Origin of the sequence: Pseudomonas flexibilis, assembly GCF_000802425.1 — a bacterium.
GTDB classification, from domain to species: Bacteria; Pseudomonadota; Gammaproteobacteria; order Pseudomonadales; family Pseudomonadaceae; genus Serpens; species Serpens flexibilis.
The window spans coordinates 11728-25984 of sequence record NZ_JRUD01000001.1 but is presented as its reverse complement, the minus strand read 5'-3'; the positions used below and the strand labels follow the sequence as shown (position 1 = coordinate 25984).

Here is a 14257-nt window from a genome sequence, read left to right as displayed (position 1 = left end):
CCCCCATATCGGCTTGCATTCGGGCCGTCGGCCCCGCTGCGTGGAGATTTTCCCCTTGACCACCATCGTTTCAGTGCGCCGCAACGGCAAAGTCGTCATGGGTGGCGACGGCCAGGTTTCCCTGGGCAACACCGTGATGAAAGGCAACGCCAAGAAGGTCCGCCACCTCTACCACGGCCAGGTGCTGGCCGGTTTCGCCGGCGCCACCGCCGATGCCTTCACCCTGTTCGAGCGTTTCGAAGGCCAGCTGGAGAAGCACCAGGGCCACCTGGTGCGCGCCGCCGTGGAGCTGGCCAAGGACTGGCGCACCGACCGCTCGCTGAGCCGCCTGGAGGCCATGCTGGCGGTGGCCAACAAGGACGCCTCGCTGATCATCACCGGCAACGGCGACGTGGTCGAACCCGAGCACGGCCTGATCGCCATGGGCTCCGGAGGCGGCTTCGCCCAGGCGGCCGCCATGGCCCTGCTGCAGAAGGGCGACCCGGCGCTGTCCGCCCGCGAGATCGCGGAAACCGCGCTGAACATCGCCGGCAGCATCTGTGTCTTTACCAATCAGAACCTGACCCTCGAAGAGCTGGACTCCGCGGTCTGACCCGATCGCGCCCACTCCGGAGTAACCGAATGTCCATGACCCCCCGCGAGATCGTCCACGAACTCAACCGCCACATCATCGGCCAGGACGAGGCCAAGCGCGCCGTCGCCATCGCCCTGCGCAACCGCTGGCGGCGCATGCAGCTGCCCGCCGAGCTGCGCCAGGAAGTCACCCCCAAGAACATCCTGATGATCGGCCCGACCGGTGTCGGCAAGACCGAGATCGCCCGCCGGCTGGCTCGCCTGGCCAACGCGCCCTTCATCAAGGTCGAGGCGACCAAGTTCACCGAGGTTGGCTATGTCGGGCGCGACGTGGAATCCATCATTCGCGACCTGGCCGACGCCGCGCTGAAGATGTTCCGCGAGCAGGAAGTGGCGAAGATGCGCCACCGCGCCGAGGACGCCGCCGAGGAGCGCATCCTCGACGCCCTGCTGCCGCCGGCGCGCAGCTTTGGCGAGGAAACCGCACCGGCGCAGGATTCCAACACCCGCCAGCTGTTCCGCAAGCGCCTGCGCGAAGGCCAGCTGGACGACAAGGAAATCGACATCGAGGTGGCCGACGGGCCGACCGGCATCGAGATCATGACCCCGCCGGGCATGGAGGAGATGACCAACCAGCTGCAGAGCCTGTTCGCCGGCATGGCCAAGGGCAAGAAGAAAACCCGCAAGCTGAAGATCAAGGATGCGCTCAAGCTGATCCGCGACGAGGAAGCCGCACGGCTGGTCAACGAGGAGGAACTCAAGGCGCGCGCCCTGGAGGCCGTCGAGCAGAACGGCATCGTGTTCATCGACGAGATCGACAAGGTGGCCAAGCGCGGCAATGTCGGCGGTGCCGACGTGTCCCGCGAGGGCGTGCAGCGCGACCTGCTGCCACTGATCGAGGGCTGCACGGTCAACACCAAGCTGGGCATGGTGAAGACCGACCATATCCTGTTCATCGCCTCCGGCGCCTTCCACCTGTCCAAGCCCAGCGACCTGGTGCCGGAGCTGCAGGGCCGCCTGCCGATCCGCGTCGAGCTCAAGGCCCTCTCGCCACAGGACTTCGAACGCATCCTCAGCGAACCCCATGCCTCGCTCACCGAGCAGTACTGCGAACTGCTGAAGACCGAAGGGCTGGACATCGAATTCGCCGCCGATGGCATCAAGCGCATCGCCGAGATCGCCTGGCAGGTCAACGAGAAGACCGAGAACATCGGGGCGCGACGCCTGCACACACTGCTGGAGCGCCTGCTCGAGGAAGTCTCGTTCAGCGCCGGTGACCTCGCCGCGGCCCACGGCGAGCAGCCGATCCGCATCGACGCCGCCTACGTCAACCAGCACCTGGGCGAGCTGGCCAAGGACGAGGACCTGTCGCGCTATATCCTTTGATGGAAAAGCGTAGGGTGGAAAACCCGCACAGCGGTTTTCCACCACCTTCGCTCCCCGCCTCGAGCGGTGGACAATCGCTATGCGAGTTGTTCACCCTTCCGGCTTCCCGCTTTCAGCGAGTCTCTCCATGCATATCCCCACCGCGATCAAGCTGCACAAGGCCTCGAAAACCCTGGAGCTGCGCTACGGCGAGCAACGCTACCTGCTCAGCGCCGAATTCCTGCGCGTGCACTCGCCCTCGGCCGAGGTGCAGGGGCATGGCAATCCGGTGCTGCAATACGGCAAGCAGCAGGTGGCCCTCACCGGCCTCGAGCCGGCCGGCAACTATGCCCTCAAGCTGATGTTCGACGACGGCCATGACAGCGGCCTGTACAGCTGGGACTACCTGCACCAGCTGGCCACCCATCAGGACGAACTCTGGCAGGACTACCTGCAGCGACTGAATGCCGCAGGCCGCTCCCGCGACCCCGACGAATCGGCCGTGCGCCTGATGCTCTGACCTCCGCTCCACGCCCCATTCCAGGGCCTGCGCCCGGCCAACGCCCCAGGCCGGCGCAGCCCTGTTCGGCATCTGTGCCGTTTCGCACACCAGACCACCATTCGGCGTAAAAAAACCGCCTGAAACTGGCAAGTGCGCGAATGTCGCCTATACACCTGATGCGGTTCGACCCGGCCCCTGCGCCAGGGCCGCTCACCGCCCACGCTGTACGCCCCATTCCGGGTCGCGCGGCATTCTCGCATCAGGAGATGGAGCTTCATTTCGATGAGCACGGACATGCAACAACCCCTCGCCCTGCACGGCTGCAAACCCCATCCGATTGCCGGACTGCGCGGAAAGGATCTGCTCAATTCTTCCCGCCAGGTTCTCACCCAGACCGTTCGCCAGCCGGTGCACAGCGCCCGGCACCTGCTGCGTTTGGGCAGCGCCCTCAAGGATGTCCTGCTGGACAGGTCCGACCTGCGCCCCGACCCGGACGACCGCCGCTTCAGCGACCCGGCCTGGAAGCTCAACCCCATCTACCGCCGTTATCAGCAGGCCTACCTGGCGTGGCGCAAGGAACTGCATGACTGGCTGGAGACCAGCAACTTGCCCGCCGACGATATCCGCCGCGGTCACTTCATCCTCAACCTGCTCACCGAGGCCATGGCGCCCACCAACAGCCTGGCCAACCCGGCAGCGGTCAAGCGCCTGTTCGAGACTGGAGGCGCCAGTCTGCTCAAAGGGTTGTCGCAGCTGTCCCGCGATATGGTCAGCAACGGCGGGCTGCCGTCCCAGGTCAACAAGGCGGCCTTCGAAGTCGGCCGCAACCTGGGCACCACACCGGGCTCGGTGGTGTTCCGCAACGAGCTGCTGGAACTGATCCAGTACCAGCCGACCACCGAGCAGGTGCACACCCGACCGGTACTGGTGGTGCCGCCGCAGATCAACAAGTTCTATATCTTCGACCTGAGCCCGGACAAGAGCCTGGCCCGCTTCAGCCTGGACAGCGGGCTGCAGACCTTCATCATCAGCTGGCGCAACCCGACCCGGCAGCACAGCCACTGGGACCTGAACCGCTACATCGAGGCGCTCAAGGAAGCCGTGGACGCCGTGCTGGCGATCACCGGGAGCCCGGATCTGAACATGCTCGGCGCCTGCTCCGGCGGGGTTACGGCCGCCGTGTTGCTGGGCCACTACGCCGCGCTGGGGGACAACCGGATCAAGGCGCTGACCCTGATGGTCAGCGTGCTGGACACCGACTTCGACAGTCAGTACGCGCTGTTCGTCGACGACAAGACCCTGGACGCCGCCAAGCGCCGCTCCAGCGAAGCCGGTGTGCTGGAAGGCCGCGATCTGGCCCGGGTGTTCGCCTGGATGCGCCCCAACGACCTGATCTGGAATTACTGGGTGAACAACTACCTGCTCGGCAACCTGCCGCCGGAGTTCGACATCCTCTACTGGAACAACGACACCACCCGCCTGCCGGCCGGCCTGCACCATGACATGATCGAGCTGTTTCGCAACAACCCGTTGCGCACGCCCGGCGCGCTGGAGGTGTGCGGCACGCCCATCGACCTGAAGTCCATCGAGGCCGAGGTGTTCTGCATCGCCGGCACCACCGACCACATCACGCCCTGGCAGGCCAGCTACAGGTCCGCCCGGCTGTTCGGCGAACACTGCGAATTCGTGCTCTCCAACAGCGGTCATATCCAGAGCATTCTCAATCCGCCCGGCAATCCCAAGGCGCGCTTCCTGCACGGCGCAGCCCTGGAGGAGGACCCGGATGCCTGGAAGGCCGGCGCCACTGAACAGCGCGACAGCTGGTGGCTGTACTGGCGCGACTGGCTGCAGGCGCGCTCCGGTGAGCTGAAGAAGGCGCCGCGCCGCACCGGCAACCGTGCCTTCCCGGCGGCCGAACCGGCGCCGGGTACCTACGTCCACGAGTGCTGATGCACCGGGGCGGGCCGTATCGCCCCCTGAAGGAGTGCCGCCGCCCCGGCGGCGGCACCGGACGCAGCACGCCCACCGACCGGAGGATTGGCGCATGTCGCAGTCATTCGTTTTCCGCACCATCATCCTCGACACACAGACGCTGCGCACCGCGGTGCGCCCGGGGTCGTCCCATCTGCCACCCCTGCTGATCTGCAACGGCATCGGCGCCAACCTGGAGCTGGTGCTGCCCTTCGTCAACGCGCTACCCGCGGACCTGGAGGTCATTGCCTTCGACGTGCCCGGCGTGGGGGGCTCCTCCACGCCGTTGCTGCCCTATCGTTTCGGCGGCCTGGCGCGCCTGATGGCACGCATGCTCGACTACCTGAACTATGGGCAGGTGAATGTCATCGGCGTTTCCTGGGGGGGCGCACTGGCCCAGCAGTTCGCCCACGACTTTCCCGAGCGCTGCAAGAAACTGGTGCTGGCGGCCACCTCCGCCGGCGCCTTCATGGTGCCCGGCAAACCGAAGGTGCTGCTGCGCATGGCCAGCCCACGGCGCTACCTGCAGCCTTCCTACGGCGCGAAGATCGCCCCGCACATCTATGGCGGCGCCTTCCGCCGCGATCCGGAGCTGGCGCTCGAGCACGCCAGCAAGATCCGCTCCGGCGGCAAGCTGGGTTACTACTGGCAACTGTTCGCCGGCCTGGGCTGGACCAGCCTGCCCTGGCTGCATCGCATCCGCCAGCCGACCCTGATCCTCGCCGGCGACGATGACCCGATCATCCCGCTGGTCAACATGCGCCTGCTGGCCTGGCGCATTCCCAATGCCGAACTGCATGTCATCGATGACGGCCACCTGTTCCTGATAACCCGGGCCCGCGCGGTTGCGCCGATCATCATGGCCTTTCTCGAAGAAGAGCCGAAGCGCGCGGTCATGCACCCGCCCGGCGGGCTGGCGCGCGCCAGCTGAGTGATGACAAGGAGTGTTGCCCATGCACGAGCCCAGGCCGGCCAGCGCCGACTTTCCCCCAACGCGTTTCACCGCCCGGCAGGCGATCATCGGCCTGCGCGGGCGCGATCTTCGTTCCAGCCTCGGCCTGCTGCTCGGCCAGGGGCTGCGTCAGCCGCTGCATACCCTGCGCAACGGCCTGGCGCTGACCGGCAAGCTGGCCCGCGTGCTACGGGGCGAAACCCTTCACACGGTGGGCGACGACCCGCGATTCGCCGACCCGACCTGGCATGACAACCCGGTGTACCGGCGCACCCTGCAGGCCTACCTGGCCTGCCAGCAGCAATGGCTCAGCTGGCTGGAACAGAGCAACCTGCCCAGCGACGACCGCGACCGTGCATTATTCCTGGCCACCCAGTTGAGCCATGCGCTGTCGCCCTCCAACAGCCCCCTCAATCCGCTGGTGGTCAAGGAGTGCTTCGACACGGGGGGCGCCAGCCTGCTGCGCGGCTTGCGCCAGCTGGCCCATGACCTGCCGAGGGGCCTGCCCAACCAGGTGCCTGCCGATGTCTTCCAGCTCGGTGTCAACCTGGCCACCACCGCCGGCACGGTGGTGTTGCGCAACGAGGTACTGGAGCTGATCCAGTACCACCCGATGACCGAGCAGCAGCACGCCGTGCCGTTGCTGATCGTGCCGCCGCAGCTCAACAAGTTCTACATCTTCGACCTCAATGCGAAGAAGAGCTTCGTGCAGTACTGCCTAAAACAGGGCATCCAGGTGTTCATGGTCAGCTGGCGCAACCCCGGCCGCGCACAGCGCGAGTGGGGCCTGTCCAGCTACGTGCAGGCCCTGGAGGAGGCCATGGATGCCTGCCGCTCCCTCTGCGCCGCCGAACAGGTCAACCTGCTCGGCGCCTGTGCCGGCGGCCTGACCATCGCCGCCCTGCAAGGCTACCTGCAGGCGGTCGGCCGTCTCGGCCAGGTGGCCAGCGCCACGTACCTGGTCAGCCTGCTGGACAGCCAGCTCGATGCCACGCCCCTGCTGTTCGTCGACGAGGAAGGCCTGGAGGCCGCCAAGCGCCACTCCTACCAGCAGGGCGTGCTGGACGGCCGCGAGATGGCACGCCTGTTCGCCTGGATGCGACCCAACGAGCTGATCTGGCCGTTCTGGGTGAACAACTACCTTCTCGGCCGGCAGCCGCCACCCAACGACATCCTCTACTGGAACAACGACAACACGCGCCTGCCCGCCGCCCTGCACGGCGAGCTGCTGGATTTCTTCAAATTCAATCCGCTGGCGCGGCCCGGGGGCCTGGAAGTGTGCGGCCAGCCGGTGGACCTGTCGCAGGTGACAGTGGACAGTTTCAGCGTGGCCGGCCGCAACGACCACATCACGCCCTGGCAGGCCGCCTACCGCTCGGCACGCCTGCTCGGCGGCCAGCGCCGCTTCCTGCTGGTCAACAGTGGGCACGTACAGAGCATCGTCAATCCGCCCGGGCACCCGAAGGCCCACTACCAGGAAACCGATCGTCTGGATGCCGAGCCGCAGACCTGGCAGGCGATCAGCCAGACGCGTGCAGGCAGTTGGTGGCCGCGCTGGATGGAGTGGCTGCAGGCGCATGCCGGCCCGCTGCAGGCAGCACACGACACGGCGGGAAACGACGACTATCCGGCGCTGGACCCGGCCCCGGGACGCTACGTGCATCAGCGTCTGGAGACCCACGCATGAAAACCCGGGAGCGCATCCTGGAATGTGCACTGCAGTGCTTCAATGCACGCGGCGAGGCCAATGTCTCGGTGCTGGAGATCGCCACCGAGCTGGGCATCAGCCCAGGCAATCTCTATTACCACTTTCGCGGCAAGGAGCCCCTGGTGCTGGCGCTGTTCGAGCGCTTCCGCCAGGAGCTGGCGCCACTGCTGCAGCCGCCGCCGAACGATGCACGGCTGGCCATCGAGGATTACTGGCTGTTCCTGCAGCTGCTGGTGGAGCGCCTGGAAGCCTATCGCTTCCTGTTCCAGGACCTGGCCAACCTGGCCGAGCGCCAACCCACCCTGGCCCGCGGGGTACGGGCCTGGCTGGCACAGCTCAAGCACTGCCTGGCCAGCCTGCTCGCCCAGTTGCAGGGGCAGGCACGCCTGCAGGGCGAGCCTTCTGTGATCAGCGAGCTGGTGGAGCAGATCACCCTGACCCTGCTGTTTGCTCTGGACTACCAGCGCATCCTGGGGCGCCGGGCCGACATCGAACAGGTGGTCTATCAGCTGATGATGCTGGTCTCGCCGCACCTGTCGGACGCGTCGCGCCAGGACACGGCCAGTCTGGCGCGGCGCTATCGAGGGTAACGGCCAGCGGTTGGCACTGGAAGCGAAACGCCCCGCGCAGGCGGGGCGTTCAGGCCTCCTTATTGCGAGGCGGTTTCCGGCGTTTCGGCCTGCGGCGCTTCGACCACAGCCTTGGGCTTGCGCGCACGCGGCTTGCTCTCGCCGCTGCGCGCGGGCCTGCTGGCCCGGGTTGCCTTCTTCGGCGCCTCGTCCGCCGGCCTGGCGGGCTCGTCCTGCACCAGCCGCAACGCGCTCAGCCGGTCCAGCTGACGATTCAGGGCCTCGATCTTGTCGTCCAGGGCCAGGATTTCGTGGCGGCTCGGTACCCCCAGGCGCGTGATCGCGCTGTTCAGGCGCTTGTCGAACGCCTCCTCCAGCGCATTCCACTTGCCCAGCGCCTTGTCCCTGGCCTCGGCAACCCGGCTGCGTGCGCCGTTCTTCACCGCCTCGACCTCGTCGCGGACCATTTGCTCGGTTCTTTCGCCTTCGCGCACCAGCGACTCGAACAGCTTGCTGCCGTCTTCGCCGATTTTCGCGTAGGCGCCCAGACCGGCTAGCCAGATCTGCCGCGAATACTTCTCGACATCCTCGCTCCAGCCGCTCTGCTTGCGCTTGTCAGCCATGATGGCCTCCTTGTTACGGCTTGGCCGTACGCACCAGCATTTCGTTCAGACCGTCGAGCTTGTCCGACAGCGCCTCGATATCGGCGCGGCTCGGTACGCCGGCCCGCTTGAGCACACGGCCCACGCGCGCACCGACCCGCTCCTCGACCTTTTCCAGTCGGGAGTCGACCCGGCGACGGACCGACTTGAACCGGTCGGTGGCCTGCTCGAGCTTCTCGCTGACCAGTTGCTTGCCCTGGGTCTCGGCTTCTTCGCCACTGCGTACCAGATCGCGGAAGTAGCTCAGGCCCTGGCGACCCAGGCTGGCGTAGACACCGATGCCGGCCAGCCACAGCTGGCGAGCGGAATAGCGGACACCCTCCAGCACCGGGCGGGCGGCTTCTTCATTCACTTTCTTCAATGCTGTCTTGACCATGTTGCACCTCTCCACTGGTGGGTAAGAACACGCCCGTTTCGCTGGGCTCGTGGTGCACGCTAGTCGGCAGGATTAGAAATCTCATACTAGAAGCGACAAAAACGGATAGCGGTGAGTCATGCGTCTCCAGTTTCGCGTCCGCTGGACGAAACAGGCGGGTCACCCCCGCCGCAGAGCGAGGGGGAGTAACCCGAGACAGGAGTCCTCATGTCCCTTTTCCATCGCCTGCTGGCGAACCTGCCCATGACCCGCAAGCTCGGCCTCGGCTTCGGCTTCGCGATCCTCTTCACCCTGCTGGGCAACCTGTATGGATTGCGCAGCCTGGACCAGCTGATCGACGGCAGCCTGTTGCAGAACCGTCTGGCTGAGGCGGCTCGCCTGGCGGAAACCATTCCGCCGCTGCAGCTGCGCTTCGACAAGGATGCCCACCCCCGCCACGCCGAGCAGCTTGCCGCACTGGAAGGGGGCATTGCCGAACTGCTGCGCGGCGCGCGTCAGGATGACCCGCGCATCCACCGCGAGATCGACGCCAACCTGCAGCGTCTGGCCGCCATCCGCACCGCGTTCGATGCCCTGATCGCGGCCCGCGCGTCGCGCGAGCAGAGCCGCCAGGTAATGATCGGCAACGGCAACAAGGCCATGGCCGCGCTGACCGCACTGGAGGAACAGATCGACGCCGCGCTGCAGGCCAACCCCACGGACACCGCCCTGCATCGCCAGAACCGCGCGCTGGGCGACCTGGTCAAGCGTGTGCTGGAAACCCGCTACCTGGTCCGCGGCTTCGTGTTCCAGCACACCGACGCCTCCTTCGAGCTGGCCATTCCGGGCTTCCAGCGCGCCCTGGACCAGGCGGCGACCCTGCGCCAGCTGCTGCCTGCGCGGCATGTCCCCTATCTCGATGAGCTCAGCCAGTACCTCACCCTGTATCGCCAGGGCATCGAATCCTTCAAGGACGGCCTGGCACAAACCGCCGCCGCCCACGCCGCCCTGCTGGAACACCAGAGCGAGTCGGTGCGCGCCATCGGCGAGCTGAACGCGCAGGTTCGCGAGCGCATGGAGGCGCAACTGTCCCTGGCCTTCCAGGTCACCCTCGGCCTGATGCTGCTGGCCATCCTGCTCGGCACCGTGGCGGCCGTGGTGATCGCCCGCCAGGTGACCGAGCCGCTGCGCAAGACCCTGGAGTTCGCCCAGCGCATCACCAGCGGCGACCTGCGCGCCGACCTGGTCAGCGACCGCCACGACGAGCTCGGCTTGCTGCAGCGGGCCATGCACCAGATGCGCGAAAGCCTGCGTGAACTGATCGGCAGCATCGACGGCAGCGTCACCCGCATCGCCAGCTCCGCCGAGGAGCTGTCGGCGATCAGCGCACAGACCAGCAGCGGCGTGCAGCATCAGAAGGCGGAGACCGAGCAGGTCGCCACCGCCATCAACGAGATGGCCGCCACGGTGCAGGAGGTGGCCCGCAACGCGGCCAGCGCCGCCGCGTCCAGCAACCAGGCCGAACAACAGGCGCACGCCGGTCAGCGTGTGGTGGCCGCCGCGCTCGAGCAGATCGAGCGCATGGCCGCACAAGCCAGCCGCTCGGCCGAAGCCATGCAGCGCCTGCGGCACGACAGCCAGGCCATCGGAAGCGTGCTGGATGTGATCAAGAACGTCGCCGAGCAGACCAACCTGCTGGCGCTCAACGCAGCGATCGAAGCGGCGCGTGCCGGCGAAGCCGGACGCGGTTTCGCAGTGGTCGCCGATGAGGTGCGCGGCCTGGCGCAGCGCACCCAGCAGTCGACCCGGGAGATCGAGCAACTGATCGCCAGCCTGCAGGAGGCTGCCCAGCACGCGGGACAGTCGATGGACGAGAACCGCACCCTGAGCGAGGACACCGTGACCCTGGCCCGTGACGTCGGGCAAGCCTTGCGCGACATCACCGCACAGGTGTCGCAGCTCCAGGACATGAGCCAGCAGATCGCGGCGGCGGCCGAGGAGCAGAGCGCGGTCGCCGAGGAGATCAACCGCAGCGTGACGCAGGTGCAGGACATTTCACAGCAGACTGCCTCGGCCAGCGAGCAGGCCGCCACCTCGACGGTGGAACTGGCGCGCCTGGGCGGCGACCTGCGCCAGCTGACCCAGCGCTTCCGGCTGTAGCCTGGCCGTTGCGGCAGCGCCGGCCTGGCTCTCGCGCAGCGTCAGGCCAGCTCGCGGTCCAGGGCCGACTCGATCTCGCTCTGCAGCGGCCCGCGCATCGCCGACAGCAGCAGCCCGAGGCTCAGTTCGATGCGCACCGCGCGTTCATCGATGGCGATGTGACCCTTCACCCCGCTGCGCTCGACATCCAGCCGGTCGCCGCGCCACTGGCAGCGCAGCTGATACTCGCGCGCCAGGCGCGCGGCCAGCGCCTCGACCTTGTCGCGCACGGCCTCGCGGCCAAGCTGGTGGGATCGTTCGACACGAATGGTGGCCATCGCATACTCCGGGGTCGGGCAAAAAAACGCGCCAATATACTCCAGTTCGCCACGCCGGGTTGCTGATCGCATACATGGTCGGCTCCGGCGCCAGCGGTTAGAATGCCCGCCACTTTTCATCAGGTGACCGACATGAACGATTCCCGCAAGCCCGAGGCCGAACCGACCACCCACTTCGGTTATCAGACCGTGCCCGAGAGCGAGAAGGCGAAGAAGGTCGCCGAGGTGTTCCACTCCGTGGCCGCCAAGTACGACCTGATGAACGACCTGATGTCCGGCGGCGTGCATCGCCTGTGGAAGCGTTTCACCATCGAGCTGTCCGGCGCGCGCCCGGGCAACCGCGTGCTGGATATCGCCGGCGGCACGGGCGACCTGACCCGTCAGTTCTCGCGCATCGTCGGCCCAACCGGCGAAGTGGTGCTGGCCGACATCAACGCCTCGATGCTCATGGTCGGCCGCGACAAGCTGCTGGACAGCGGCGTGGCCGGTAACGTCAGCTTCGTGCAGGCCGATGCCGAGGCGCTGCCCTTCCCGGACAACTACTTCGATGTGGTGACCATCGCCTTCGGCCTGCGCAACGTCACCCACAAGGACGCCGCCATCCGCTCCATGCTGCGGGTGCTCAAGCCGGGCGGCCGCCTGCTGGTGCTGGAGTTCTCCAAGCCCACCAACCCGCTGTTCGGCAAGGTCTACGACCTGTATTCCTTCACCGCCCTGCCGCTGTTCGGCAAGCTGATCACCCAGGATTCCGAGAGCTACCGCTACCTGGCCGAATCGATCCGCATGCACCCCGATCAGGAAACCCTCAAGGGCATGATGCAGGAGGCCGGTTTCGAGCGGGTCACCTACCACAACATGACCGGCGGCATCGTCGCCCTGCACCGCGGCATCAAGCCCTGATGCTGAGCACCGCCCTGCTCGCCGCCGTCGAGCGCGGCCTGAATCCGCTGCTGGCGCTGGATGCTGTGGCGCTGACCCGGCTGGCGCGCCTGGAAGGCAAGGTGCTGGCCATCGACTGCCCGGCGCCGGCGCTGCGGATCCACCTGCTGCCCGGTGCCAACGGCCTGCGCCTGGCCAGCCACTGGGAAGCACCCGCCGACTGCACCCTGCGCGCTCCAGCCAGCGAGCTGCTGCGCCTGGCCGTGAGTCGCGACAAGGTCGCCGTGCTGCACGGCCCGCAGGTGGAGCTGGACGGTGACGCCAGCGCACTCACCGAGCTGGCGGACATCCTGCAATCCCTGGAACTGGACTGGGAGTACCAGCTCGGCCGCTGGGTCGGCCCGCTGGGGGCTGCCCTGCTGGGCGGCCGCCTGCGCAGCGCCGCCGGCTGGACCGGCGACAGCCTGGGCAGCCTGCGCCAGGACCTGGCCGACTACCTGACCGAGGAAGCCCGCAGCCTGGTGGGCAACCGCGAGGCGGAGGCCCGCTTCGCCGAACTCGACCAGATGAAAATGGCCCTCGACCGTCTTGAGGCCCGGGTCGAACGCCTGAGCCGAGGAAACCGGACTTCATGAAGCTGTTCGCCGCCCTGCGCCGCCTGCTGCGCATCCTGCTGGTCGTCATCCGCTATCGCCTCGACGACCTGCTGTACGCCCTGCCGCTGCCCTGGTGGCTGGCCGCTACCCGCTACGCCTTGCCCTGGCGCTGGCTGCCGCGCCGGCGCAGCGACTTCTCGCGCGGTGCGCGGCTGCGCCTGGCGCTGCAGGACCTGGGCCCGGTGTTCATCAAGTTCGGGCAGATTCTCTCCACCCGCCGCGACCTGCTACCCGAGGACATCGCCGACGAACTGGCGCTGCTGCAGGACCAGGTGCCGCCGTTCGAGCCGGCCAGGGCCGTGGCGCTGATCGAGGAACAGTTGGGCGCGCCCATTGCCAAGGTGTTCGCCAGCTTCGAGCAGCAGCCGCTGGCCTCGGCCTCGGTCGCCCAGGTGCACGCCGCGCGCCTGCACAGCGGCGAAGACGTGGTGGTCAAGGTGATCCGCCCGGGGCTGCGGCCGATCATCGCCCAGGACCTGGCCTGGCTGTTCCTGCTCGCACGTATCGCCGAAGGCGTGTCCAGCGAGGCGCGTCGCCTGCACCCGGTGGAAGTGGTCAGCGACTACGAGAAGGTCATCTACGACGAGCTCGACCTGCTGCGCGAAGCGGCCAACGCCAGCCAGCTCAAGCGCAATTTCGAAGGCTCGCCGCTGATCTACGTGCCGCAGATCCACTGGGACTACTGCCGGCCCAAGGTGCTGGTCATGGAGCGCATCTACGGCGTGCCGGTGACCGACATCGCCGCCCTGCGCGCGCAGAACACCGACATGAAGCTGCTGGCCGAACGCGGCGTGGAGATTTTCTTCACCCAGGTGTTCCGCGACAGCTTCTTCCACGCCGACATGCACCCGGGCAACATCTTCGTCAGCACCCGGCAGCCGCGCAATCCGCAGTACATCGCCATCGACTGCGGCATCGTCGGCAGCCTGACCCCCGAGGACCAGGACTACCTGGCACGCAACCTGGTGGCCTTCTTCAAGCGCGACTACCGCAAGGTGGCGCAGTTGCACATCGACTCCGGCTGGGTGCCGGCCGACACCAAGGTGAACGAGTTCGAGGCGGCGATCCGCACCGTGTGCGAGCCGATCTTCGAGAAGCCGCTCAAGGACATTTCCTTCGGCCAGCTGCTGCTGCGCCTGTTCCAGACCGCCCGGCGCTTCAACATGGAAATCCAGCCGCAGCTGGTGCTGCTGCAGAAGACCTTGCTGAACATCGAGGGCCTCGGCCGCCAGCTGTACCCTGACCTGGACCTGTGGACCACCGCCAAGCCGTTCCTGGAGCGCTGGATGCGCGAGCGCATGAGCCCGCTGAACCTGGCCATGCAGGCCAAGTCGCAGCTCGAACAGCTGCCGCACCTGGCCAACATGACCCGCGACCTGCTGGAGCGCCTGTCGCGCCCGCACCTGAACGATCCGCCCGAGCCCTGGCGGCGTCGCGACAGCTGGGTGCTGCGCCTGACCGGCGCCGCATTGTTGGTAGGTGGCGCGCTTTTTGCTGTAGCTAACAGCCAGACCCTGGACAACCTGGAAGCCTGGCCGATCTGGCTGATGGCGACCGCCGGCCTTTATCTGATCATCCGCCGATAGCC

At 67.1% G+C, this 14257-nt stretch carries 14 protein-coding genes; 11 read left to right on the top strand and 3 right to left on the bottom strand.

Annotated elements, in window-relative coordinates:
• Positions 1-55 precede the first annotated feature (55 nt).
• The 7 genes from hslV to SF06_RS00130 all read left to right on the top strand — a co-directional run bounded on the left by hslV (position 56) and on the right by SF06_RS00130 (position 7661).
• Entirely contained in the window at positions 56-592 is a 537-nt protein-coding gene (gene hslV, locus SF06_RS00160; RefSeq protein WP_027590027.1) for an ATP-dependent protease subunit HslV, read from the top strand.
• Between the two features lie 29 nt (positions 593-621).
• Entirely contained in the window at positions 622-1959 is a 1338-nt protein-coding gene (hslU, locus tag SF06_RS00155; protein ID WP_039559165.1) for an ATP-dependent protease ATPase subunit HslU, read from the top strand.
• A 127-nt stretch (positions 1960-2086) separates the two neighbouring features.
• Positions 2087-2458, top strand: coding sequence for a gamma-butyrobetaine hydroxylase family protein (locus SF06_RS00150; RefSeq protein ID WP_027590025.1), 372 nt, complete (start codon positions 2087-2089; stop codon positions 2456-2458).
• 276 nt (positions 2459-2734) lie between these two features.
• Positions 2735-4390, top strand: a complete 1656-nt coding sequence (gene phaC / locus SF06_RS00145) for a class II poly(R)-hydroxyalkanoic acid synthase (RefSeq protein ID WP_234703286.1) — start codon at positions 2735-2737, stop codon at positions 4388-4390.
• Positions 4391-4484: 94 nt separating this feature from the next.
• Positions 4485-5342 carry a poly(3-hydroxyalkanoate) depolymerase gene (gene phaZ, locus SF06_RS00140; RefSeq protein ID WP_027590023.1) on the top strand — a complete coding sequence of 286 codons (858 nt, stop codon included), beginning with the start codon at positions 4485-4487 and terminating at the stop codon, positions 5340-5342.
• Positions 5343-5364: 22 nt separating this feature from the next.
• Positions 5365-7050, top strand: coding sequence for an alpha/beta fold hydrolase (locus SF06_RS00135; RefSeq protein WP_039559155.1), 1686 nt, complete (start codon positions 5365-5367; stop codon positions 7048-7050).
• On the top strand, positions 7047-7661 hold the full coding sequence (locus SF06_RS00130) for a TetR/AcrR family transcriptional regulator (RefSeq protein WP_027590021.1): 615 nt from the start codon (positions 7047-7049) through the stop codon (positions 7659-7661). Before SF06_RS00135 ends, SF06_RS00130 begins: the two co-directional genes overlap by 4 nt.
• 59 nt (positions 7662-7720) lie before the next feature.
• Here SF06_RS00130 and SF06_RS00125 read toward each other — a convergent pair whose 3' ends face one another.
• The gene (locus SF06_RS00125) at positions 7721-8263 is read right to left on the bottom strand and encodes a phasin family protein (protein ID WP_039559288.1); all 543 of its coding nucleotides are present in this window, start codon (positions 8261-8263) and stop codon (positions 7721-7723) included.
• Positions 8264-8276: 13 nt separating this feature from the next.
• Entirely contained in the window at positions 8277-8678 is a 402-nt protein-coding gene (locus SF06_RS00120) for a phasin family protein (RefSeq protein ID WP_039559154.1), read from the bottom strand.
• 207 nt (positions 8679-8885) lie between these two features.
• On the opposite strand from SF06_RS00120, the gene SF06_RS00115 reads away from it, so the two are divergent.
• Entirely contained in the window at positions 8886-10817 is a 1932-nt protein-coding gene (locus SF06_RS00115) for a methyl-accepting chemotaxis protein (RefSeq protein WP_039559153.1), read from the top strand.
• Between the two features lie 41 nt (positions 10818-10858).
• Here the strand turns inward: SF06_RS00115 and SF06_RS00110 are convergent, their stop codons facing one another.
• Positions 10859-11134, bottom strand: a complete 276-nt coding sequence (locus tag SF06_RS00110; protein WP_027590018.1) for a polyhydroxyalkanoic acid system family protein — start codon at positions 11132-11134, stop codon at positions 10859-10861.
• Positions 11135-11266: 132 nt separating this feature from the next.
• Here SF06_RS00110 and ubiE point away from each other — a divergent pair, with 132 nt between their 5' ends.
• The 3 genes from ubiE to ubiB are packed head-to-tail and all read left to right on the top strand — an operon-like array spanning position 11267 to position 14255.
• Positions 11267-12034 carry a bifunctional demethylmenaquinone methyltransferase/2-methoxy-6-polyprenyl-1,4-benzoquinol methylase UbiE gene (gene ubiE, locus SF06_RS00105; protein WP_039559151.1) on the top strand — a complete coding sequence of 256 codons (768 nt, stop codon included), beginning with the start codon at positions 11267-11269 and terminating at the stop codon, positions 12032-12034.
• A complete protein-coding gene (locus SF06_RS00100; protein ID WP_039559149.1) occupies positions 12034-12648 on the top strand; it encodes a ubiquinone biosynthesis accessory factor UbiJ in 615 nt (204 codons plus the stop codon). Before ubiE ends, SF06_RS00100 begins: the two co-directional genes overlap by 1 nt.
• Positions 12645-14255 carry a ubiquinone biosynthesis regulatory protein kinase UbiB gene (gene ubiB / locus SF06_RS00095; protein WP_027590015.1) on the top strand — a complete coding sequence of 537 codons (1611 nt, stop codon included), beginning with the start codon at positions 12645-12647 and terminating at the stop codon, positions 14253-14255. The genes SF06_RS00100 and ubiB overlap by 4 nt, the downstream gene beginning before the upstream one ends.
• The last annotated feature ends 2 nt before the right edge of the window (positions 14256-14257 follow it).

Excerpts from the sequence above, each read along its gene's own strand:
- hslU (WP_039559165.1), top strand. The coding sequence starts at position 622 with ATGTCCATGACCCCCCGCGAGATCGTCCACGAACTCAACCGCCACATC.
- SF06_RS00150 (WP_027590025.1), top strand. The coding sequence starts at position 2,087 with ATGCATATCCCCACCGCGATCAAGCTGCACAAGGCCTCGAAAACCCTG.
- phaC (WP_234703286.1), top strand. The coding sequence starts at position 2,735 with ATGCAACAACCCCTCGCCCTGCACGGCTGCAAACCCCATCCGATTGCC.
- phaZ (WP_027590023.1), top strand. The coding sequence starts at position 4,485 with ATGTCGCAGTCATTCGTTTTCCGCACCATCATCCTCGACACACAGACG.
- SF06_RS00135 (WP_039559155.1), top strand. The coding sequence starts at position 5,365 with ATGCACGAGCCCAGGCCGGCCAGCGCCGACTTTCCCCCAACGCGTTTC.
- SF06_RS00130 (WP_027590021.1), top strand. The coding sequence starts at position 7,047 with ATGAAAACCCGGGAGCGCATCCTGGAATGTGCACTGCAGTGCTTCAAT.
- SF06_RS00125 (WP_039559288.1), bottom strand. The coding sequence starts at position 8,263 with ATGGCTGACAAGCGCAAGCAGAGCGGCTGGAGCGAGGATGTCGAGAAG.
- SF06_RS00120 (WP_039559154.1), bottom strand. The coding sequence starts at position 8,678 with ATGGTCAAGACAGCATTGAAGAAAGTGAATGAAGAAGCCGCCCGCCCG.
- SF06_RS00115 (WP_039559153.1), top strand. The coding sequence starts at position 8,886 with ATGTCCCTTTTCCATCGCCTGCTGGCGAACCTGCCCATGACCCGCAAG.
- SF06_RS00110 (WP_027590018.1), bottom strand. The coding sequence starts at position 11,134 with ATGGCCACCATTCGTGTCGAACGATCCCACCAGCTTGGCCGCGAGGCC.
- ubiE (WP_039559151.1), top strand. The coding sequence starts at position 11,267 with ATGAACGATTCCCGCAAGCCCGAGGCCGAACCGACCACCCACTTCGGT.
- SF06_RS00100 (WP_039559149.1), top strand. The coding sequence starts at position 12,034 with ATGCTGAGCACCGCCCTGCTCGCCGCCGTCGAGCGCGGCCTGAATCCG.
- ubiB (WP_027590015.1), top strand. The coding sequence starts at position 12,645 with ATGAAGCTGTTCGCCGCCCTGCGCCGCCTGCTGCGCATCCTGCTGGTC.